General features: G+C 59.6%; 22 protein-coding genes and 2 tRNA genes. 11 read left to right on the top strand and 13 right to left on the bottom strand.

Features of this window, described 5'->3' with window-relative positions:
• Positions 1 to 138 precede the first annotated feature (138 nt).
• Positions 139 to 213: transfer RNA gene (locus NMQ09_RS19275), tRNA-Val, on the top strand.
• A 308-nt stretch (positions 214 to 521) separates the two neighbouring features.
• On the opposite strand, the gene NMQ09_RS19270 is transcribed toward NMQ09_RS19275, so the two are convergent.
• Positions 522 to 1,217: a TVP38/TMEM64 family protein gene (locus tag NMQ09_RS19270; RefSeq protein WP_255192187.1), complete on the bottom strand. Its 696-nt coding sequence runs from the start codon at positions 1,215 to 1,217 to the stop codon at positions 522 to 524.
• Between the two features lie 99 nt (positions 1,218 to 1,316).
• Between NMQ09_RS19270 and NMQ09_RS19265 the strand changes: the two genes are divergently transcribed.
• Complete coding sequence (locus tag NMQ09_RS19265) at positions 1,317 to 1,670, top strand: DUF5830 family protein (RefSeq protein WP_255192186.1); 354 nt, start codon at positions 1,317 to 1,319, stop codon at positions 1,668 to 1,670.
• A 57-nt stretch (positions 1,671 to 1,727) separates the two neighbouring features.
• Here NMQ09_RS19265 and NMQ09_RS19260 read toward each other — a convergent pair whose 3' ends face one another.
• Positions 1,728 to 2,804 (bottom strand): DUF7115 domain-containing protein, encoded by a 1,077-nt coding sequence (locus NMQ09_RS19260; RefSeq protein ID WP_255192185.1) that lies wholly within the window; start codon positions 2,802 to 2,804, stop codon positions 1,728 to 1,730.
• Between the two features lie 102 nt (positions 2,805 to 2,906).
• On the opposite strand from NMQ09_RS19260, the gene NMQ09_RS19255 reads away from it, so the two are divergent.
• Positions 2,907 to 3,060: transfer RNA gene (locus NMQ09_RS19255), tRNA-Met, on the top strand.
• A gap of 323 nt (positions 3,061 to 3,383) precedes the next feature.
• On the opposite strand, the gene fabG is transcribed toward NMQ09_RS19255, so the two are convergent.
• A complete protein-coding gene (gene fabG, locus NMQ09_RS19250) occupies positions 3,384 to 4,154 on the bottom strand; it encodes a 3-oxoacyl-ACP reductase FabG (RefSeq protein ID WP_255192184.1) in 771 nt (256 codons plus the stop codon).
• A gap of 170 nt (positions 4,155 to 4,324) precedes the next feature.
• Positions 4,325 to 7,294: an oligosaccharyl transferase, archaeosortase A system-associated gene (locus NMQ09_RS19245; RefSeq protein WP_255192183.1), complete on the bottom strand. Its 2,970-nt coding sequence runs from the start codon at positions 7,292 to 7,294 to the stop codon at positions 4,325 to 4,327.
• Positions 7,295 to 7,433: 139 nt separating this feature from the next.
• On the opposite strand from NMQ09_RS19245, the gene aglG reads away from it, so the two are divergent.
• Entirely contained in the window at positions 7,434 to 8,393 is a 960-nt protein-coding gene (aglG, locus tag NMQ09_RS19240; protein WP_255192182.1) for a glucosyl-dolichyl phosphate glucuronosyltransferase, read from the top strand.
• Positions 8,394 to 8,437: 44 nt separating this feature from the next.
• Here the strand turns inward: aglG and NMQ09_RS19235 are convergent, their stop codons facing one another.
• The 5 genes from NMQ09_RS19235 to NMQ09_RS19220 all read right to left on the bottom strand — a co-directional run bounded on the left by NMQ09_RS19235 (position 8,438) and on the right by NMQ09_RS19220 (position 9,964).
• Positions 8,438 to 8,587 carry a hypothetical protein gene (locus NMQ09_RS19235; RefSeq protein WP_255192181.1) on the bottom strand — a complete coding sequence of 50 codons (150 nt, stop codon included), beginning with the start codon at positions 8,585 to 8,587 and terminating at the stop codon, positions 8,438 to 8,440.
• A gap of 31 nt (positions 8,588 to 8,618) precedes the next feature.
• Positions 8,619 to 8,954 carry a hypothetical protein gene (locus tag NMQ09_RS19230; RefSeq protein WP_255192180.1) on the bottom strand — a complete coding sequence of 112 codons (336 nt, stop codon included), beginning with the start codon at positions 8,952 to 8,954 and terminating at the stop codon, positions 8,619 to 8,621.
• Between the two features lie 112 nt (positions 8,955 to 9,066).
• Positions 9,067 to 9,432 carry a helix-turn-helix domain-containing protein gene (locus NMQ09_RS19225; RefSeq protein WP_255192179.1) on the bottom strand — a complete coding sequence of 122 codons (366 nt, stop codon included), beginning with the start codon at positions 9,430 to 9,432 and terminating at the stop codon, positions 9,067 to 9,069.
• Positions 9,433 to 9,578: 146 nt separating this feature from the next.
• Positions 9,579 to 9,767 (bottom strand): type II toxin-antitoxin system VapC family toxin, encoded by a 189-nt coding sequence (locus tag NMQ09_RS21200; protein WP_425607247.1) that lies wholly within the window; start codon positions 9,765 to 9,767, stop codon positions 9,579 to 9,581.
• Entirely contained in the window at positions 9,710 to 9,964 is a 255-nt protein-coding gene (locus NMQ09_RS19220; RefSeq protein WP_255192178.1) for a PIN domain-containing protein, read from the bottom strand. Before NMQ09_RS19220 ends, NMQ09_RS21200 begins: the two co-directional genes overlap by 58 nt.
• 178 nt (positions 9,965 to 10,142) lie before the next feature.
• Between NMQ09_RS19220 and NMQ09_RS19215 the strand changes: the two genes are divergently transcribed.
• Entirely contained in the window at positions 10,143 to 10,346 is a 204-nt protein-coding gene (locus NMQ09_RS19215; RefSeq protein ID WP_255192177.1) for a hypothetical protein, read from the top strand.
• The gene (locus NMQ09_RS19210; RefSeq protein WP_255192176.1) at positions 10,346 to 10,816 is read left to right on the top strand and encodes a type II toxin-antitoxin system VapC family toxin; all 471 of its coding nucleotides are present in this window, start codon (positions 10,346 to 10,348) and stop codon (positions 10,814 to 10,816) included. Before NMQ09_RS19215 ends, NMQ09_RS19210 begins: the two co-directional genes overlap by 1 nt.
• 4 nt (positions 10,817 to 10,820) lie before the next feature.
• Here NMQ09_RS19210 and NMQ09_RS19205 read toward each other — a convergent pair whose 3' ends face one another.
• Positions 10,821 to 11,714, bottom strand: a complete 894-nt coding sequence (locus NMQ09_RS19205; RefSeq protein ID WP_255192175.1) for a glycosyltransferase family 2 protein — start codon at positions 11,712 to 11,714, stop codon at positions 10,821 to 10,823.
• Entirely contained in the window at positions 11,711 to 12,634 is a 924-nt protein-coding gene (locus tag NMQ09_RS19200; RefSeq protein WP_255192174.1) for an NAD-dependent epimerase/dehydratase family protein, read from the bottom strand. The genes NMQ09_RS19205 and NMQ09_RS19200 overlap by 4 nt, the downstream gene beginning before the upstream one ends.
• A gap of 107 nt (positions 12,635 to 12,741) precedes the next feature.
• On the opposite strand from NMQ09_RS19200, the gene NMQ09_RS19195 reads away from it, so the two are divergent.
• Both NMQ09_RS19195 and NMQ09_RS19190 read left to right on the top strand, forming a co-directional pair.
• A complete protein-coding gene (locus tag NMQ09_RS19195; RefSeq protein ID WP_255192173.1) occupies positions 12,742 to 13,914 on the top strand; it encodes a glycosyltransferase in 1,173 nt (390 codons plus the stop codon).
• A gap of 2 nt (positions 13,915 to 13,916) precedes the next feature.
• On the top strand, positions 13,917 to 15,071 hold the full coding sequence (locus NMQ09_RS19190) for a hypothetical protein (protein WP_255192172.1): 1,155 nt from the start codon (positions 13,917 to 13,919) through the stop codon (positions 15,069 to 15,071).
• An 18-nt stretch (positions 15,072 to 15,089) separates the two neighbouring features.
• Here NMQ09_RS19190 and NMQ09_RS19185 read toward each other — a convergent pair whose 3' ends face one another.
• Positions 15,090 to 16,223 (bottom strand): glycoside hydrolase family protein, encoded by a 1,134-nt coding sequence (locus NMQ09_RS19185; RefSeq protein WP_255192171.1) that lies wholly within the window; start codon positions 16,221 to 16,223, stop codon positions 15,090 to 15,092.
• 92 nt (positions 16,224 to 16,315) lie between these two features.
• Positions 16,316 to 16,453, bottom strand: coding sequence for a ParB N-terminal domain-containing protein (locus NMQ09_RS19180; protein WP_255192170.1), 138 nt, complete (start codon positions 16,451 to 16,453; stop codon positions 16,316 to 16,318).
• A 59-nt stretch (positions 16,454 to 16,512) separates the two neighbouring features.
• Between NMQ09_RS19180 and NMQ09_RS19175 the strand changes: the two genes are divergently transcribed.
• The 3 genes from NMQ09_RS19175 to tnpC all read left to right on the top strand — a co-directional run bounded on the left by NMQ09_RS19175 (position 16,513) and on the right by tnpC (position 20,740).
• A complete protein-coding gene (locus tag NMQ09_RS19175) occupies positions 16,513 to 17,367 on the top strand; it encodes a ParB/RepB/Spo0J family partition protein (protein WP_255192169.1) in 855 nt (284 codons plus the stop codon).
• A 38-nt stretch (positions 17,368 to 17,405) separates the two neighbouring features.
• Positions 17,406 to 19,133, top strand: a complete 1,728-nt coding sequence (locus NMQ09_RS19170; RefSeq protein WP_255192168.1) for a hypothetical protein — start codon at positions 17,406 to 17,408, stop codon at positions 19,131 to 19,133.
• Positions 19,134 to 19,282: 149 nt separating this feature from the next.
• Entirely contained in the window at positions 19,283 to 20,740 is a 1,458-nt protein-coding gene (gene tnpC / locus NMQ09_RS19165; RefSeq protein ID WP_255191006.1) for an IS66 family transposase, read from the top strand.
• Positions 20,741 to 20,770 lie beyond the last annotated feature (30 nt).

Raw genomic sequence — 20,770 nt, 5'->3', positions numbered from 1 at the left:
TACGATGCCCAAATCCGTACATCAACTTAAACGTATCGTCGTCGTTTCCGTGCGGACGATTCGCGCACGGCCCCCGATTCGAAACCTTCAATTACGGTGGCGGGCAACGATTGATTGCAGACGAAAAGCAAGCCAGGCGGGTTGGTGGTCTAGTCTGGTTATGACACCTCCTTGACATGGAGGAGGCCGGCAGTTCAAATCTGCCCCAACCCATTTCTGACGGAACAACAGACGACGAGCGAAGCGAGTCGTCCGTTCCGTCAGAAATTGTTTTCGCAGTTTGAACCCTGGAAGTCGCAGCTCGCGCAGCGAACGAAGTGAGCGAGCAAGAACGTCTTCCTTCGGTTCAAATCTGCCCCAACCCACTACTTTTGCGCCGAACAAATTCGTGAGGCGCAACTTCGTGACGTTGTGCAGATTCGAACTAGACCGAGGTTCTGCGCCATAGGCGCAGGTTCTCGGGCGGAGTTCAAATCTGCCCCAACCCAATTTCAGGAACCAAAACGCAGCCTCGAGCCCGACTACCCCGACTGCGGCCGGACGAGACGACCGCGTGCCAGCCGATAGGCCGGGCCCGCGAGCAAGATCGCGGCGGCGAACAGACACGCGACCGTCAGTGCGACACCGAGTTCGCCGAGGCCGGCGGTCGCGATGGTCGCCGCCGAGGCGCCGACGACGACGCCGGCGACCGTCCACGGGAGTTCGCCGACCGCCGTCCCGACGACGAGGTGCCGGAGCCGCACGCCGCTGGCCGCTGCCGCTGCCGTCGAGACGTCCGAGGGGATCGGCGCGAGTCGAGAGACCGTCACGCCCCGGACCGGCCCGGTCGTCTCGTAGTACCGGGTCACGGCCTCGCCCGTCAGCTCGAGCGTGGTGCCGAGGGGACCACTCCCGAACGTCGTCGCGCCGTCGGTGACCCAGCGAACCGCGAGAAAGACCGGAATCACCGTGAAGACGACGCCCACGAGTGCGACCGGGACGCCGAGGGTGATGCCGTAGCCGTAGCCGACGACGACCGCGAGCGGAGTGGTCGGCCACGCCAGCAACGGCCGGACGAGGTAGAGCCCCGCGACCACGAGCCCGAACAGGTACGGATCGTCCGCGACCACCTCGAGCGTCGAAAGCGTCCCCGACGGCGAACCGACCACGCCCGCCGCGACGACGACGCCGAGGACGACCGCACCGGCGAGCGCTCGAGTCGGCAGCGACGAAGCCATCGACCGCGGTTCGGTCCCGACCGTTGAAGCTTTTGTGACTCTCGTGAGGCCGTGACCGACGACACAACGTTTAACTCGCTCGCTCCAACACACCCACCGATGGACGAGCGCGTCGAACGCGGGCTCGAGCTCCTCGAGCACCTCGAACACGAGGAGCTGTCGCTCGCGGCCGTCGTCGATCGGATCGAACTCGTGACGAACGATCCGGCGGTGACGCGAACGATCCTCGACGAGGCCGAGTTGCGAGGGATCGTCGAGCGCGAGGACGGCATTATCCGTCCGAAGAGCCGAGCCTACGTCCGGTTCGGACAGGACGTGATCACGCGCGAGGGCGAGTTCACGTGCGAACGCTGTGGCTCGAGCCTCTCGACCGGCCACTTCATCAAACTCGAGTCCGGAGAACTCGGCCCGTTCGGCTCCTCGTGCATTCGAAAGGTCACGGGACGTGAATGAGCGGCCGCAGACGGCTGCCGCCGCGACCGAACGCGTCACCTGCCGGTGTCGCCACGCTCAGCGACCGAGTCTGAGCTCCTCGATTAGCTGTTCGATCGTCTCCTGTTGGCGCTCGAGGAGGTCGGTCTGGCTGGCGACGGTCTCCTCGAGCGACTCGAGTCGCTCGAGCAACTCGGGATCCGTCCGCGGACTGGCGGGCTCGAACCCACTGTTTTCGAACTCCTCGCCGGAGGAAACCGTGGTGGCCGTCTCGGACGCGTCGCCGGCTGTACCGACCCCGCTACTGCCCGCGAGGGCCGCCGATCCTGCGTCGACGTCGCTCGAGTCGGCAGCGCCGCCGGTGGTCGACGTTCCGGTGAGCGGGTCGTCTGGCAGAACGGCATCGGTCGCGTCGGTTCCGTCCTCCGCCTCGGCGGCGCTCGACCCGAGCGGCTCGACGCCGTCGCCGAACGCCATGGCTGGATCCTCACGGGAGTCGGCCTCGCTCTCCGCTTCGGCCCCGAGGTGGTCGTTCAGTTCCTCGAGCGAGTGGACGTCGTGGTACTCGAACAGCGCGTACTCGAGCCGGTTGCGCACGTCCGTCGCCTGTTCGTTCGGCGCTTTGATCCGCTGCTGGCGGCCGCCGACCTCGAGGACGATCTGGGTAGCGACGCTGCCCTCTTCGAACGAGAGGTTCGTCACGTCGTCGAAGTGGTACTCCTCGTAATCGTCGTCCCAGACGGCCTCACCGATATGCTTGACCAGCCGTTCGCTGGTGACGATCAGCGTCAGCTCACTGAACTGATAGGTCTGCTGGACCGTCTCCCCCGCTTCCGTGATGCCGTTGCCACTCAGCACGCCCGCGAGGACAGGGTGGAGCACTGCGTCAGTCCGGCTCGACGGGATCGTGAACTCGCGCGTCCCCTCGAGTGGGTACTCGAGTGAAAGGCGCGTCTTTCGCCGCCCCTCAGAGAGGGTGAGCCGATCAGCCTCGTGGGGGAATTCGTCGATAGACTCGTCGCTGAGTAATCCTTCGGCGCGGTAGATGATCGACCGCGATGGGGTGATGAAGAGTTCGTCTTCGCCGCCGAGGGAGACGCTGCTCGCGACCTCCTCGCCGTCGAGAGTAGACTGTACGATACCGGGAACACTCATAGAGCGACGTTGGGAAGACTCTGTGATAAATCCGTGGGTGCTCGCCGCACGCGCGAGGCGAATGAGAAGCTTAAAGAAAGCCACCCGACAACGAACGAATGAGCCCGGGTGGCTTAGCTGGACATAGCGCCGCACTCATAGGGTTCAGAGATTCGGTGCGGTTTCGCCTTGGAAGCCTCCGTGTCCCCTCGAGGACTCTGCCGAGCCTCGGACCTGGGACATGCGGAGATCGAGGGTTCGGAGCCCTCCCCGGGCATTTTCGACGACGCCACGACTCGAAGAGGAGTGGCAACGCCGAAAATGCCCGGGAGGCGGAGAACCCGGTAGGTCTCACGCGAGCGCCAGCGAGCGTGAGGCAGGAAATTCCGAAGGAATTTCCGTGGTTCGGGGCCCTGAGCCCTCCCCGGGCATGCTTCTCAAAGACGTCACGAACGGAGTGACGACGCTTTTTCTCCTCCCGGTACGCGACCCCGAGAGCAACGCATCCACGAGCCCGTACCGTCACCAACTCGAGTCGAGACGGCGGCGCGATTCGACTCGAGCGGGCCGGAGTCGGGCCGAATCGAACGACCGGGTCGGCTACTCGCCGATCTCCTCGAGGGCGAGCTGGGACTCCGGAAGCGTCTGGCCGCCGTCGACGACGATCGAGGTCCCGGTGACGTAGCCAGCCTCCTCGGAGGCGAGGTACGCCACTGCGTGGCCGATGTCCTCGGGGGTGCCGAGTTCGCCCTTCGGGATCGAGTTGCGCATCTTCTCGAGATACTCCTCACCGAGGTCGTCGAGCCCGCCGGTCTCGATGTTGCCAGGGAGGACGGCGTTGACGGTGATGTCGGACGCAGCGACCTCGAGGGCGGCCGTCCGCATGAATCCGAGGACGCCCGCCTTGGTCGCGGCGTAGTGGGTCCAGCCGGGGTAGCCGACCATCGGCCCAGTAATCGAGGACGTGATCACGATCCGGCCGTAGTCCTGCGCTCGCATCTCAGGGAGACACGCCTTCACCGAGAGGAACACCCCTTTCGCGTTGACGTCGAAGACCTCGTCCCAGTCGTCGACGGTCAGTTCCTCGATGGTTGCCGACGGGAAGATGCCGGCGTTGGCACACAGCACGTCGATTCGTCCGTACTCGTCGACGACGGTTTCGGCCAGCGCCGCCGTCTCGGCGGGATCGGTCACGTCGACGCCGACCGCCATCGCCTCGCCGGGTAGCTCTGCGGCCGCACGCTCGGCTGCCGCCTCGTCGACGTCGGCGATGACAACCGTCGCGCCGGCGCTCGAGAGGACGGCTGCGATTCCTTCGCCGATGCCGCTGGCACCGCCGGTGACGATCGCGATTCGATTTTCAAAGCGCATGAGAATCGTCCGCCAGTTCTACCGACAGGAGGGTAACTGTTACCCTGGTGTGCAGTCACGTACGCAGCGCAACCTCACTTCTCAGTGGCGAGTAACGGCCTCTCGGTGCGAGTCACGAAGCCATCCACCCTCTCTCCGACGAAGCGTTCGTGAACGAAAACCGACCAGACTCAGCCCGCGAGGACGACACCGGGCGACGTGATCGAAGCGGTGTCGTCGGTTTCGTCGTCCTCGGCCGTGTCGTCGTCAGCTTCGTCTTCATCAGTCTCGTCGGCCGCTGCGTCTTCGTCGGTGTCGTCAACATCACCGTCGGCCTCGTCGGCGACCTCGTCTTCGTCTTCGGCTTCGTCGATGGTCTCCTCCGGCGGCGAGACCAACTCGTCGATCGACGTGAAGTCGTCGACGTCGACGGTCTCGCCGTCGACGACCGCCGTCTCGGGCACTTCGATCTCGGCGACGTACTGTTCGCCGTCCTCGGTCGTGACGATGACCGCGTACGGCTCGGGCGCCTCGACGCTACTGGCTGTGTAGCCGTCTTCCGGCCCGAGTTCGTCGTTCGTCGCGTACGAGACGGTGAGTTCGAACGTTCCGTCCTCGACGACGCCGTCTTGCTCGTAGACGAACGTTCGACCGGGTTCGGTCTCGAACTGGGCGCGTGCGGTGACCGCCGCGCCCTCGAGATCGACGTCTCCCTCGAGATCCTCGAGGGAGCCGGTGAGCGTCGCTCCCTCGACCCGTTCGAACGTCTTCACCGTCGAGACTACCTCTCCCTGCCAGATCGGGGTGCCGAGTTCCTGATAGATGTCGCCGTTGGCCTCCGCCTGAGCGAGTTGCTGTTGCCAGTACATGGTCTCGTTACCCCAGGTCGATTCGAGGCCGTACTCGCGCAACGCCAGTGAGTACTGTGGACGGGGGATCTGCGTCCCTGGTTCAGCCATCGCGCCGACGATCGCGTAGTCGTCGTTCTCGTGGACCAGCCGGTAGTGTTCCATTCCGGTGGCGTCGTCGAGATACAGCGACGCGAGCGTGGTGTCGTAGTAATCGTCACTCGACACCCAGAGCGGCTGTTCCTGGCCCTGAATCACGTACGGCCGCTGTTCGATGTAGGAGTCGTACTCCGGGCCGGTCCACTGCGTGATCGCGTTGAACTTCCCGCCGGCCATCTCGTGATCGATCATCACGTACCGGATCTCCTCGTGGGAGTCGTCGGCGTCGGCGACGATCGACTCGAGTTCCGCGGTGGACTCGTCGGTGGGCGACTCGCCCGCTGCGATGGCGTCGAGGATCAACTCGGCGCGCGCTTCGTCCTGGGCGGTGAGGAACGCCGAGGAGGGGCGAGCGTTCTGCTGGAACGGGTTCGAGTGTGGGATGCGTTCACCCTGGACCGTTACCAGGTGGCCGTAATCCCACCACGACATGACGCCGTAGGCCCCCACGGGATACTCGTAGTTCCCGTCCTCGGGGTACTCATAGACGCCGTAGTACTCGAGTTCGGACGCGTTGTCCGCTCCGCCCCAGGCGCCGGGTTCGGGGGTGTTACCCTGGAGCCACTCGTTGGCCTCTTCCCAGGTCATCGCATCGCCGCTGGGGCCGGTCATCTCAGCACGATCCCACGCGGTGTTTCCGGCGGCGATCGGCGGCAACAGCGGCGCGAACAGGAGCATGACGACCATTACCAGGGCGATGATCTGGTACGTCTCGAGGTTGCGGATCGAGTGGACGCTTCCAGAGACGTTGAGCAACCGGATCCCGTCCGCGATGAAGACCGCGTTGACGACCGCGACCGCGAGCACGAGGTAGTACGCGAAGCGGATCTGAGTCATCGACATGCTGATCAGGAATAGCGTCCAGACAGCGATTAGCGTGTACTCAGCGCGGTGCTCACGGCCGATCACGGAGCGGGCCCCGAGGAAGAGGAGGCCCACTACCATAGTGTAAAAGGCCGCACCAAACTCGTCAAAGACGTGTTGTGGGTAGTTCGGCGGCGGTTGAGCTTCAGCGATGGTAAGATCTGCGCCACGTTCACCGATCGGAAGCACGCGGCCCTGGAGATTCGACACGAACGTGCTGAAGAAGTCCGGCAGGACGATCGCCATCGCACCGAACGCGACGAATATGAGCCCCGCGATCGCACCTGGATAGTATCGACGATCAACGTCCAGACCGTCCCACTGGCGAGCAAACCAGGCCATGAAGACACAACCAATAGCGACGAGGGCTGCCGAAACCGGTTGGAGGTAACCGAAACTCGTGACACTCGTCCCCGGCTCTTCGATCAGTATCGCCGTGGAGATCGCCGTCAATCCGAGGCTGACCGCGCCGACGAACGCCACGTGATCTGGTGACACACCACGAACGTAGTCGATGCAGAGTTGAACGGCAAAGAACGCGCCAAAGATACCGATCAGGACGACTCCGGGCGGCCAGACCCAGATGTACAGCGTCAGTGCGAACCCTGCGAGAACGCTGTACAATGCAGGTTTCTGGAGTGTGTCCCAATCTCCGTCGACCAGCAGTTCATAGATCGGCCGTTTCTGTTCGGCCACCCGCAGGGCGACCATCATGGCCAGCACCGCGATCGCCATGAACAGCACTTCGGCGACGTGGTGCTGGAGTTGTCCCACGGTCGACCGGTAGAGGAACGTCCCGGGCGCGAGCGCGAGAACGACGACGGAGACGATCCCGCCAATAGTCCCGCCGAGTCGCCGTCCCATGTAGAAGACGGGAATCGCGACCAGTGCGGCCATGACGGGGACGGCGAGCAACGAAACGGTGTAGAGGGTCTCGGTGGACGGATCGCCGAGGCCGACGATCATCGCGGCCGTGACGATGAGTTGGTCGAACAGCGTACCGAACTGACCGACGTATCGGCCGTCCGGGAACCCCGTCCAGACGTCATACGGCATCGTGTAGGGATAGTTTTCAGCGGTCCACTGGACCGTCCGCCAATGATACCACGAGTCGACCGCAGCCAGAGCGGGGGACCCATCGTCGGTGACGAATCGATCGTACGCCTGGGTCCGCACCCAGAACATGAACAGCATCACGGCACCGAGAACGGGCACGTGATACCACTCTTCCCACGTTTCGATGAGGGACGCCTCGGTGCCCTCCTCGACGTGTTCGGTGTCGGTACTCATTAGCTCTCACCAGAGGGATGTAGCGAATAAATGTTGTCATCTATTCGCGGCGCTTTCATGTTTCGGGTGCCAGCACTCGCACGTCATCAGCGTCGGTGAAAGACAAGGCTTATTGACCGATCACGGCAACCCGAAGCCGATGAACGTCTCCGTCGTCATCTGTACCTACGCGATGGAGCGCTACGACGTCTTTTCGGAGTGCGTCGAGAGCGTCCTCGCTCAGACGTACGAACCGCTCGAGGTCGTCATCGTCGTCGACGGAAACGAACCCGTCTTCGAACGCGTCCGCGAGGATTTCGGCGGCCTCGAGGGCGTCGTCCTCCACTGTAACGAGGCAAACCAGGGCATCTCTTACAGCCGGACGAGGGGGGCGGAGATCGCGACCGGCGAGGTCGTGGCCTTCATCGACGACGACGCCGTCGCCGAGGCCGACTGGATCGAGGAGCTGGCTCGAGTGTACGAGGAGAGCGATGCGATCGCCGTCGGTGGCCACGCGAAGCCGGACTGGGTGACCGAGAAACCCGACTTCTTTCCCGCGGAGTTCTACTGGCTGGTCGGCTGTGACGAACGCGGGATGGGCGAGCACATGGAAGAGTTGCGAAATACCTATGGCTCGAACATCTCCTTCCGTCGGGACGTGTTCCTCAACGTCGGTGGCTACGACGAGAACACCGGCCGAAAGGGTGATCGTCACATCCAGGCCCACGAAGCGCCCGTCTGTATTCGAATGGCCAACAAGTACGGCAAGGGTGTGATATACAACACCGACGCCGTGGTTCACCACAAGTTATTCGACTACCGTGGCGACTTCCGATGGCTGGTGTTCCGGTCGTTCTGGCAGGGGTACTCCAAACGGATCATGGACATCCTGTTGCCCGAGGCTTCCGGAGACAAAAACGACTATCTGAAGCAGCTGATGCTCGAGTTCGTCCCATCGCGGGTGCAAGACCTCGTGTCTGAGCCGTCGTCGGCGAAGGCGAAACAGCTCGTGACGATCTTCATCTTTACCGCGGCTGTCGGCTTTGGGTATCTGTACGGATTGATCGACGTCGATCGCTCGAAGCTGGTCGCCGACCGTGAGGCCGCGGCGGGTAACTGACGCTCGGTTTTTCCGGTCGTTGTACTGTGTCCTCGAGCGGTCGCTCACGACTCGAGTCGTGGAACGCCCTCGAGGTTCTCGCGTCGGCCTCCGGCAAGGAAGCCAGCGTTGACCGCAGTCCCACGCTCTGCGAGGAGATCGGTGAATCCCGCACCCGTGAGCGTGGTGGGTTCGATGGCACAGTTACGGCTCACTGGTCCCTCGCGGTGTCTCGCGAACGCGATATTATTCGTCAGTCTCCAGTGTCCCCTCGAAATAGCCAACGAGATGGTTCGTCGCGTCGTCCAGAACCGATCGTTTTAGACAGCCTTGATAGCCGTCCGAACGTCCAGCACCGTCTGAGGGCCCTCCATCGATCTCTGCGACGAGTTCGCCGGTCGTATCGAGAAGGTCGTGCTTGATCGTCGAGACGGACCACGGGAGGATCGCGCTCGTTTCGGGTGCCCCGCCCTCGAGCCAATCGTCTTCGTCGATCGGAATCGAACGCTCGTGCCAGGTTCGGCTGGTGAGTGTCACATAGAGGTACTGCTCCGGATGGAACGGAACCGGCTCGTCGCTCAACACTACCCACGGCGTGGGACGATTCCGCTTCCGCCGTCGTTGCTTTTGAACGGATCGATCCCCCAGACAACGTCACCACGGTCGAACGCGACGATTTCGTCGCCGTCCCGTTTCATGAACCGTCGCTCGCTCGACCGTCGTCATCGGGCATGTACTCGATCCACTCCGCGGGGTCCTCTTCGCCATAGAGTACGTTGAGGCTTCGTGTTACCAGTTCGTAGGTCGTCGCAGACTGGAGACGCTCTTCGTCGTCGGTGATCGCCCAGTACTCCCCACGGTGACGGACCAGACCGCGGTCTTTGAGCCTCGAGAGGACGGGACCGACCGAATTGCGCGCGACCCCAGTCTCCGCAGCGATCTCCGACCGCGTGAACGCCTCGTCGTCGCGTTCGAGCAGAAATCGGAGGATACGCTCCGCGTTCGTCGGACCCTCGAGGTCGGCCTCGTCGTCCTCGAACCGGTCGATACTGATCGGCATACTCGGGGTTAGTCCCAGCAGGTACTAATATGTACTGTCGTACTGGTGTACTGCACTGACGGCGACCGTCCGCCGACGATTCCCGAGGAACATCCGAGAGTGCAAGCTATCCCTCGAGTCGCGGAACGTCCTCGAGGTATCGTGTCTCAGTACGTTCGAACGCGAAGCTCCGGTACGCGGTCAAAATCAGAATCTCCGGTGACGAGTTCCTGCCCACGCTCGATCGCTGTCGCGGCAATCAGACAATCGTTGAACCCGAGTTCCGAACCCGACTCGATCAATTCGGCCTGGATCCGCCTGCCCGACGCGCAACCGAGCGGTCGACCTCGAGCCACAGCAGCGACTCGAGCAACTCCTCGGTTCGGCGAAACTCTCGTGCTGATCCGAGGTTCGCACCGATCCAGAGCTCGGCCGCCGCTACTGGGGTGACGCCGTGTCGTTCGCCCTCTCGATCGAGTTCTTCCATCGTCTCTCGGGCGGCCTCCGCTCCGTCGAGGACGTCGATCAGGAACGGCGTGTCCAGACAGGCCATCAGTCGTACAGCCGCTCGAGTCGGTCACTCGTCGGGAGGTCCCGCTCGGGGCGGTTGACCCCGCTGGGTCTCGGTGGAACGCCGGACGTACCGTAGCGGTCGGGGTTCGTAAGGTGGATCGACTACCATCCAGTTTCGCACCACAACGGATTTGCCCATTGCAACACAATCAATCGGTATGAGCAATGCGCGAGACGACGTCGGATCGCTCGGACGACTCGCGATACAGGGATCACGACTTGAGCAACTTCGCGATCGGATGGCAGCGTTCGTCGCTGATCACGAGGAACCCGACGATCTGAAAACTCTCCGTGAACGAACGGCCGGGGAGACGACGCTAACCGAACTCGTCGACGAGGAACGAAACGGCCGTTTCGAGTGATGACTCGACTGTTCTTCGACACGTCTGCTCTCGCAAAACGGTACGCCGAAGAGCCGGGGACCGAGACCGTCGATCGATTGATCGAGTCCGACGAGTCGACCGTGATCATCACGTCGCTCACGATCATCGAACTCGCTTCGGCACTCCGTCGGAAACAGAACCGCGGCTCGCTCTCGAATTCCGACGTCGACGGACTTCTCACCGCATTCTTTCGGGAATCACTCGAGAACTTCACGATCGTCGCTCTCGACGAAACCCGGTTCGAACGTGCACTCGAGCTCGTACTCGGTGACGACCTCAGAACGCTGGATAGTCTTCAACTGGCAGCTGCACTCGACGTCGCCACCGACCTCGAGTGTACCTTCGTCTGTGCCGATCGTGAACTCGTCGCCGTCGCTGACTCACACGGACTCGAGGCGGTCGACCCGACGGACGGCGATCCACTATCGGACCTCGAAGACCTCGAGTAGCTGATCATGTCTCGACTCGCGGAACGACCTCGAGGTCCTCGCGCCGATCTCCGGTAAGATACTCCTCGTAGTAGCCCAGCCCGCGGACGGCGGTGAGCAGCCTCGAGAGCGCACCGAAGGCGAGTCGATCCTTCGTGGGGAGGTCTCGCTCGGGTCGTTTGATCCCGCTGGGTCTCGGTGGAACGCCGGGCGTGCCATAGCGGTCGGGGTGGTAGCGTTGCAGCTGACAGAGTCCGCGGCCGACGCGGCGATCCTTTTTGATGTGGGCGCGGAGGCTGTTTCTCGTTGGGTGGTACATCGTCACATCTTCGGCGAAGTGGAGGTCGTACCCGGCCTCGTAGACCCGATTGCCGAACTCCTTGTCCCCGCCGGACTCGAGGCGATGGTCGAACAGGCCCACGTCCTCGAAGACGGCTCGTCGGACGAACAGACAGCATGTCGGGGCGAAGTGTTGGGACTCGAGGTAGCCTTCGACGGGAAAGCCCGTGTGGTGATCGTAGCGAGCCGGGAGGGGTGGGTTCTCGGGGAGGGTGAGCTCGACGTTACAGCCCACGTAGTCGGCGTCTGTGGACTGGAGGGTCTGGAGGGCGGACTCGAGCCAGTCCTCGGGGACGGTCATGTCTGCATCGACGAACGCGAGGATTTCGCTGTCGGTGTTTCGGATCCCGGTGTTGCGGGCGGCGTAGGAGGACTGGATCTCGCGTTCGTGGCAGAGTGTGAGGTGGTCGTGGTCTTTTTCGTAGGCGCGGACGACATTCGGGGTGCGGTCGGTGGAGTCGTTGTCGACGACGACTATCTGGTGGGTGGTGGTTTGGGTGAGGAGGGACTCGAGGGTAGTCTGGATGCCCTCGGGGTCGTTGTAGACGGGGACGACTATTTCGACAGTCGGTCGGCTCATTCGAACTCTTCAATCAGCTCTCGCGTGGCCGTCCGCACCGCCTGATCGCTGGTCAAGGACGGTGACCAGCCGAGCGCAGAGGCCTTCTCAATCGAGAGGCGCATTTTCGGCACGTCACCTGTCCATCCTCGGTCTCCCCCTGTATATTGATACTCGGGATCACAATCCAGTTCCTCACTGACGATATCGGCGATTCTGTTTACAGAAGTCGTCGTTCGCGTCCCGAGGTTATATATATTCATCGGCTCGTCCGCTTGTTCAAAGACAGTGAGCATTCCCTCAATACAGTCGTCGATGTGCAAATACGACTTTTTCTGTCGACCGTTCCCAAGTATCTCTAGTTGCTCGGGGTCCCGTGTGAGTTTCTCGATAAAGTCTGGGATGACCGCGCCACGAAGCCGAGGGCCGACGACGTTAGCGAACCGGAATGCGTAGACGGATAGGCCGTGGGAGTGGCCATACGCCGAACACAGTCCCTCGTTAGCCAGCTTCGAGGAACCGTACAAACTGATCGGTTCGAGCGGGGCATAATCTTCGGGCGTCGGTCGAGGCGCTTCGCCGTATACCGTCGAAGAAGAAGTATAAACGAGTTCACCGACGTCATGTTCCCGCATAGCTTCGAGGATGTTGTGCGTGATCTTCGTGTTGAATTCGAATTGTTTACGCGGCTGATCCGAATTGACTGCCTTCGATGCGGCCAGGTGGAAGACGACGTCGAATCCCGACGAGAGGACATCCGACACAACAGTTTGATCACGGAGATCACCCCGGACCAGAGTCGCGTCGTCGGAAACCCAGTTCGCCTGTCCAGACGAGCAGTCATCGACGACAGTGACCTCGTTCGATTTGACCAGCCGTTCAACGAGGTGTGAGCCGACGAACCCCGCCCCACCGGTTACAAGTATGCGTTTATGTTTCATACGATCTTTCTCACCACTACGATAGCAAAGCGAACTATTGCGATTGAGAAAACAGTTATTATATCCCTGGGGTCAAATCGGTAACCCAGAGTGGAGAGAACGAAGCCGTGAACGTATTGTACTATCTCGACTGGTTTCCCAAGCTCTCGCAGAGTTTTGTCCTCAACGAGATCCACTACCTCGTCCAGAATGGACACAACGTCGCCGTATTCTCGCTAAACGAACCCGACACAGACGTCGAACACGACGAGTTGAACGACATTGATATCGAGGTTGCGTACGCTGACGAACCGTCGGTAACGTCCGTTCCCAAGACGCTCTCCCGGAGCATCGTCGACGATCGCGTCTCGTACGAACCGTTCTTTCGCCGTCCGCGGCGACGGTTCGGAACCCGATATCTCACGAAGCAGTGTCTGGACTTCATCGAGACACTTCCGTACGACATCGATCACGTCCACTCGCACTTCGCTCGGTGGAACAAGATTCCTGCCGCACTGGTTGCCGACGCCGGCGGCGCAACCTCGAGTCTTACGACGCACGCGTACGACCTTTACGCCTCGCCGGACGAGGAGGCATTGAAGATTACGTGTGACGTGTTCGACTCAGTTTTCACGATCTCCGAATACAATAAACGGTTTATTGATGCCGAGATTGACCCAGACGCCACTGTCGAAGTCGTCCGAATGGGGATTCGAACCGAAAAGTTCCAGCCGACAGAGACGCCGGACGAACCTCGACTCCTGACAATCGCACGGTTCGTGGAAAAGAAGGGAATCGAGTACGCGCTCAACGCGGTCGCCGCTGTCGTTGACGACTATCCGGAACTAGACTACCGAATCATCGGCTCGGGACCTCGAAAGCAGCGATACGAGGAGGTTATCGCGGAAGAGGGGATTGAGGACAACGTAACGTTTCTCGGCTCGGTGAGTGATGACCAGTTAATTGACGAGCTCGACCGGGCAAAGGCGTTCCTCCTCCCCTGTGTCGTCGCCAAGGACGGTGACCGGGATGGAATCCCCGTCGTGCTTATGGAGGCGATGGCAATGGAGACACCAGTTGTCTCGACGCCTGTCTCCGGTATACCCGAACTGATCAAACACGAAGAGGACGGATTACTCTGTTTCGAGCGATCGATATCTGATATTGAAGGAGCGATCAAACGGTGTTTCGAGAAACCCGACGAACGAACCAGGATGGGGCAAAACGCACGTGACACAGTCATGGATAAGCACGCTACTGACGTGGTTGCAGCCTCGCTAGAGGATTTCTTTGATCGATAACAATGGCTTTCGACGTACTACAGACGACGGTGGAAATCACTGGATCGAACCCGGTTGCGGAGTATCTACGTTCCGAGTTCTCGAGGATGCCGCAGTCCTCGGACCCACCCGACGTGATCATCGGGGTTAAGCCAGGGTTCACATCGCCCCCGGATGTTGGTGCAACAACCAATGGGAATGTGTATGCGAGTGATGGCGCTGTCTTTATTGACCGACGCATCTCCGTTCCGATCCGCAGCCCAAAGGACCTCGTCCACAACTACGTCGGAACGCTTGGACGCCAGATCCGGGTCGTACCTCTCAAGGACGAGTTACGTGTAACAATACGATACGATCCCCGAATAACGGCGCGCAATGTTGTCGTCCGCGAAGGATTACGGTGCGTAAGCCGGAGCTATATATACCGTTCTCTGAATCTCGCTAAGGTCATTCTTTACAACGATATCGAACCGTTACTTCACCAGTTGCTCCTCGATACTGACGCGGCGTTTATTCATGCGAGTGGCATTACATTTGATCAGGGTACGATCGTATTTTCCGGTTGGGGAGGGGCTGGAAAGACGAGCGTCGCCACGCAGCTCCTTGAAAATGGTTCCAGAAAATTGATCGCTGACGATCTTTGTCTGGTTTGCGCCGATGGAACAGCACAGCCGTACCACAAGCGTGTTCAGGTGTACCCGTATAATCTTGACGAGAGTGGAACGAAGCGGACGATGGCCGGTCGATCTCTGCCGGATCAGATCAACTGGACTTTGCGGCGCAGTCTTTTTGGGGAGTCGGCTGTTCGTCGGCGTCTGTTACCGGACCGGCTACACCCGGTATCCGATAAAACCCGACTCGATATTTCAGCGCTCGTTTACCTTACGAGAGAAAACCGTCAAGAGATCATTCACGAACGAGCCACAATAGAGAACGTTACATCCCGCGCCGTCTCGACGATCGCTCACGAGTTTGATACCCACGTGCAGACGCTTAGGGCGCTCTGTGCGGCGGAACCCGACGTATGGCCTTCAATCGTATCATATCTCTCGAGTACGCGGAACGTGTACGAACAAGCATTCAGCGACACCGATCGCATGCTCGTTCGGATACCGAGAGAAACGGCACCCGCCGAATTGGCTGAGTATATCGAAAAAAACGTTTTAGGTGGTGCGTAGACATCTGGAACGCGAAAATCAGAATCGGATATCGTAATCAGAGAGGTCGACGGCGTACGAGATTGCTGCCGCCTGAAAAATAGAGTCCTCCGTTCCTACCGACAGAAAACCTGAAGTCGGGTCGAACTTCTCCTGAAAGTCCCGCTCGAGCCACTGCTGTACTCGCTTAGTATCGGCATCACATAGGGCATGAAGCGCAAGGGCAATGTCTATCCCTGGTGTCATAGCACCATAACGCCCACCGTATTCGGCTACCTTCGAAATAGTATCTGTTGCACAAATCTCCTCAATGGGAAGTTCTGTGCCTATATCTGACCATAATCCTATCGCAGTCAGATTCGACTTGAGTTGTGCTAACCCGAGTAGATTCACAGGGTGATAGCCGATTTCCTTTTGCTTTCGACTAGATGAGTAGGAATAGAGACGGGAAAGCACCTCATTAGCCAATAGACGCCAGTGACGGGGTTCCTGAAGAACTGCCCCAATCGTTCGACCAAGTGGAGGGCAAATATAATGCTTGATGATACCGTCACGGTGGAGACATATATTCGACTCGAGTTGTGCAGTAAACCCAGTGACCGTGTTCTCGACCTCTTCGTACTCCTCCGCAAGGTGAGATGCCGCACCAGCAAACAGAATCTGATGGTTTAACGTTCGATCGAATGATAACACCGAACCGTCGATTTCGACCCGTTCCCAGAGGCCGAGACCCTCGTCGAAAGGGTGGAGCAAAACCGCGTCTTTTGCCGTCTCGAGTAATTCCGGCCGGCCGAGTGTCGGTCCAGCGTGCGCTAATCCACGGACTGGAGCTGCCTGTCCGACCAAGCCATCGCAGTGATCTTTTCCCTCGACCGTTCTCGAGTGAAACGTATACCCATACGGCCGTGCCTCGTCGCTGAGCAAATAGTCGGCCGCGTCGTTGGCCGCCTCGGCGAACACCTCGTCGCCGGTGATCTCGTACACCTTCGACAGCGTCGTCAGCCAGTGCGAGGTCGTCCGCACGGGCGTCTCCGGCTCGTCGTAGACCCCGTTTCGCCCCGGTGGAAACGATCCGTCCTCGCGCTGGAGATCGAGCGCCGCGCGCGCGCTCTGTTCCAGCAGTTCGTGGAGCGTGATCGTCTCCCCCTCCGTATCCGAATCGGGCTCTGACATCCGTCGTGGTACTACACTGGAGGCGACGCCGATATAAGTTCCTCGGGAGCGATCTCGAGGCCGTCTCTGAACCCAGACCCCGCGGCTGCGAGTCACCCGTCGTCGACGTACTCCCGGTGACGAACCACGACCAGCACCGGAATCTCCTCGACGCCACACACCTTGGCGATGAACAGCCGGTGTTGTCCGTCGATCAGCAGCGGTTCGCCGTCACGTCCCCGATCAGTCATCACCTCGCCGATCGCTTCGTAACATATAGGCGAGTCCCACTTCGATTTCACGCTAACTAATGCAAAAGCTCCTCCGTCGGGCACTACATGTCTACCGAAACGAGGGGCTCATTTCGACCATCGAAAAGTCGGCGCGTTTCGTTCCCCGCTACGTTCGACACGTACTCGGCACCAAGGGTCTCTACGGAAGTCCACGCTACCGAAAGCTACTTTGCTGGTGGAACTCCCGTCCCTACTCCGCCGTCGCCGACCCCTTCAAAATCGTCCGCGTCGATCCGACCGAGATCACCCACGTCACCGGTCGTGGACCGAACCCGGGACGATTCCAGTGGCAGGATCTCGGAACCGTCCAGGGTGGCGACTGGGATCAAAGCGACGAGCGCGTCGAAGACCTGCCCGTCGTCCAGGCACTCCGGCAGCGTTTCGAGGACGGCAAAGAGTGGGAGGACATCGAGTTCATCCAGCACGTCCTCGAGCAAGCAGAGCGCGGACACGTCATCTGGCGAGGCTGTGCGAGCGAGGAAGACGTGTGGGAGGCCTGTACTCGAGTCGACCGCCTCTACGAACGCATCCGGGATCAGGGATACCGAAGCAAGCAGGAACTCGTCCAGCAGGGGGAGCTGTTCCCGGACAAATACGTCGAAGGTGATCGGTTCAACTGTTACGACGAGGTCATCGTCGACGTCGGTCGCGACGGCCAATTTCTCTTCGTCGACGGTCGGCATCGGCTCGGGATCGCGAAGATACTCGAGCTCGAGGAAATTCCGGTTCGGATTTCGGCACGACACGCGCAATGGCAACAACTTCGCGAACCCCTTCACGAGACGCCGGTCGAAGAAGTTCCTTCGACAGTCGAGCAGCACATCGACCATCCGGACCTGCAAGAGCTTATAGAGTCTGGAGAGAAGATATAGAAGAGTTATAGTTGCGGACTCGTCTACTCACAGTTTAGATGACTGATCAGGTCGATGGTCCCTTCTCAGACGAGGCCGTTTCATCTCTTCGGTCGGATTTAAAGCGGTTTCTAGAGGAGAACGATCTCGATCCCACGGACTGCTGTCTCGTCGGTAGTGTTTGTCTCTCGATCCGCGACCTGAGAGAGCACGGCGACATCGACGTCTGTGTTGCGCCGTCTCACCGTGATGGAGTCGGAGAAATTGGAGACCTGATCGAACTTGCGTCGAACAAGTACGAGCACATTGGAATTTCCGACGAGACGATCATCTATGACGGGACGTATCACGATGACGTCGGAGGGATCAAGATCGTTCGACCCGAGATCGAGTACTCGCACAAACTGTACCGTCAGTGGGAAAAAGACCGCGAAGACATCGCACTACTCGACGAGTACAGTCAAGAGACGGACGAGTGGGAACCTGACCTCGTAGTCGATGACTATACACCGAGTATCTCACACGTTGCTACTCGCGGAATCCGATCCCTTCGAAGAGACGGGTTCAAGAGAACGATCGAACACGGGATCGAATTCACACGACGCCACGGACCGCTCAGTCGACGATCGCAGGACGATTACGAGACGAAACCGACGTCGATCCCGGCCAGGGCAGTGCAATCGTATAGGCAAGCCGGGTTAAAGAAGACGGTACAACGCGGAATTCGGCTCGTGAAGCTCGCAGACCCGACGGGACTTCTACAGAGATACACGAAGCCACGACGCAAAATCAAAGTAGGAACTCTGGCCGAAGATGAGCTGAAACTGAAGTACGATCCCGCGGACTTTATCGCCGCTCAGTATTCCGGAGCGGAATTCACCAGGTACGATCTGGTCGTGTACCTACTAGCGATCAAAGAACACAGAGGTGACACGAGGGGAGGCTTCGATCTTTACGAGAATTTTGAAGACCACGCTGATGTCCAACCTCTCGGCGAGTTCCTCGATGCCGTCGACGAGTATTTTGAACAGCAGGACCGTCCTCCCGTTCCGATCGGATATTCGTCCGAAATACTCGATCCGGAAATTGCAGCGTGCGCGCTCTACGACTCCCAACAGGAAGTCGAAGTAACGGTTGAGAAGCCGGACGTAGGGGTCAAACGGTGTCCGATCGCGTGGTTCGAAAGTCGCGATTTTACCGATGCAGAACTCGCCGCCCTCCGAACCGAGTTTAGCGCTCTCCTTGACGAGCACGGTGTCCTGTTCGAAGCGATCATTTGGCCGCCGGCGAGCGACTACTTCGAAGAGATAGTCGAGAGTCTGGTCGAAGAAGAAAGAGTCCATTCCTGTACGCGTTTAACCTTCGACCGGGAGACGTTCGGCGAATTCGTCCACGACCTCTACGCGACACAGACGGACGTTCGTTGGGAGTATATAGAGAAGAAAATCGAACGGATCGGCGAAGAGCCATCGAATATACTCTCAGTCCAGATCGAAGTACCCGACCCGCGGATCAGGGAGCGGAACTCTCACGAAATGAAAGAGATAAAAGAACGATACAGAGCACGGTACAATCCGCAAATAGCCCCCGACGATCCGAACACGAGGCGGACAATTCATGCAACCGATGACTACGCACATAACAGAGAAACGAGGGACGTTCTTGAGGAGTACGAAGAAAAAGCACTGAGCACACACGAAATCATTTCACGCGATAAAGACGCCCTTGAGGAGTGGGAAGGAATGGCAGTAGGCGAGTGTAAGATCCTCTCATACGAGAAGGGTTGAAAAGTGCATACGTACAGGTGACTTAAGAGTAGGTGTCGAAAATGAGTGTATCTAAGTACGGACGTTATTTTGGAGTAGTTGGATAGCGACTTGCTGCCAGACCGATTTCGTAGCAGTCTCATGAATGGTCTCTCAATGGTAAATCAAGTGTGTCGCTGGGGATTGGCGGATCGCCGGAATCGACAGATTCCGCGATCCGCGCTGAGGACAGTACGCATCTCCGCCAGCAGCTCGTAGTCAAAGAGTTCGAGAACCGTCTTCTCCGTCGTCAACTCACAGCACAGCAACAGCAGATCGAGAATCTGCAAGCACGCCTCAAGTGGTACGAAAACCCAAACACACCACCCAGTAAGCAGGGTGGCGCGGCTGGATCACCTGGCAACGATGACAGCGACGAGGAAGAGAACGAAGACCAAGGGGACGACGCTGGCGGCGACGCTGACGCCGCCAGCGACTCCTCTCCAGGACGTGACGAAGGTCACGAGGGAACAACTCGACCGCCTCCGGAACCAGAGGAGACTATTCGAGTTGATCGGGGATATTGCCCAGACTGTGAGCAGACACTCTCTAACCCGGACAGCTACGTCTCACGGACGATTATCGATATACCACTCCCCATTCCAACCACTGTCACCGAGTACGAACTCGGCAAACACCACTGTTCCTGTGGAAACGAGGTCGTTGCTGAACATCCTGACTGCCCGGAAACCGGGCGGTTTGGGCCAAATATCATGGCCCAAACCGCCCTTGGAAGGTTCCATCAGCGACTTCCAAACCGAAAGCAGGCAGAGTTGTTTGAGTGGGAGCTCGATCTCCCCATCTCCCACCGGACAATCTACAACCTGACCAAGCGGGTCGCAGACCGGCTGCGACCCGCGTATGAAGACGTCAAAGCCAGTGTTCGGGAGAGTGACGTCGTCTATTGTGATGAGACGGGCTTTCCTGTTGATGGAGAGCAACACTGGGCGTGGACGTTTGTTACTGACGAAGAGGTGCTGTTCTGGGTTGATGAGAGTCGTGGAAGCCAGGTGTTAGAGGACGTCCTCGGCGAGGAATTCGCCGAGGACTCGACGCTCAGCTGTGACGGCTGGTCGGCGTACCGGAGCTACCACACGAAACTCCAGCGATGCTGGGCGCATCTGTTACGGGAGGCAGAGTACGTTGCTGAGCGGTATGAGGAAGCAGAGTGGCTTTCTGCGGAGTTGCACGATCTCCACGATGACTTAACGGCGTTCGACGAAGAGGACCCGTCTGCCTCCGCCCGCGAGCAGATGCGGGCGGAGGCGTCGTTACACTTGGAAGGGCTGATCAGGGAGGAGTATGAGTCACAGGAGGTTCAGAAACTGATCGAGAAGATCAGGAACGGGTTAGGCCACTGGCTGACGTTCGTGACAGAGCCAGACGTCGATTCGACGAATAATCGCGCAGAGCGCGCTCTGCGCGAGCAAGTGGTGCTGCGGAAGATGTTCCGGACCCTCCGCTCAGCCGAAGGGGTCCAGATTCACGAGACGATCACGACCATGTTAGCCACGTGGAAACGACGAGGACTTGATCCACCTGAACAGCTCCAGTCCATCCTCGGTGGGCAAGAACTCAGATTAGGATGAGAGGCATCACTAACCGGTGAGTCCTGATCA

The organism is Natronobeatus ordinarius, from assembly GCF_024362485.1.
Lineage (GTDB): Archaea > Halobacteriota > Halobacteria > Halobacteriales > Natrialbaceae > Natronobeatus > Natronobeatus ordinarius.
The sequence above is the reverse complement of the archived record's forward strand: the minus strand, read 5'-3'. Positions and strand labels throughout refer to the sequence as shown.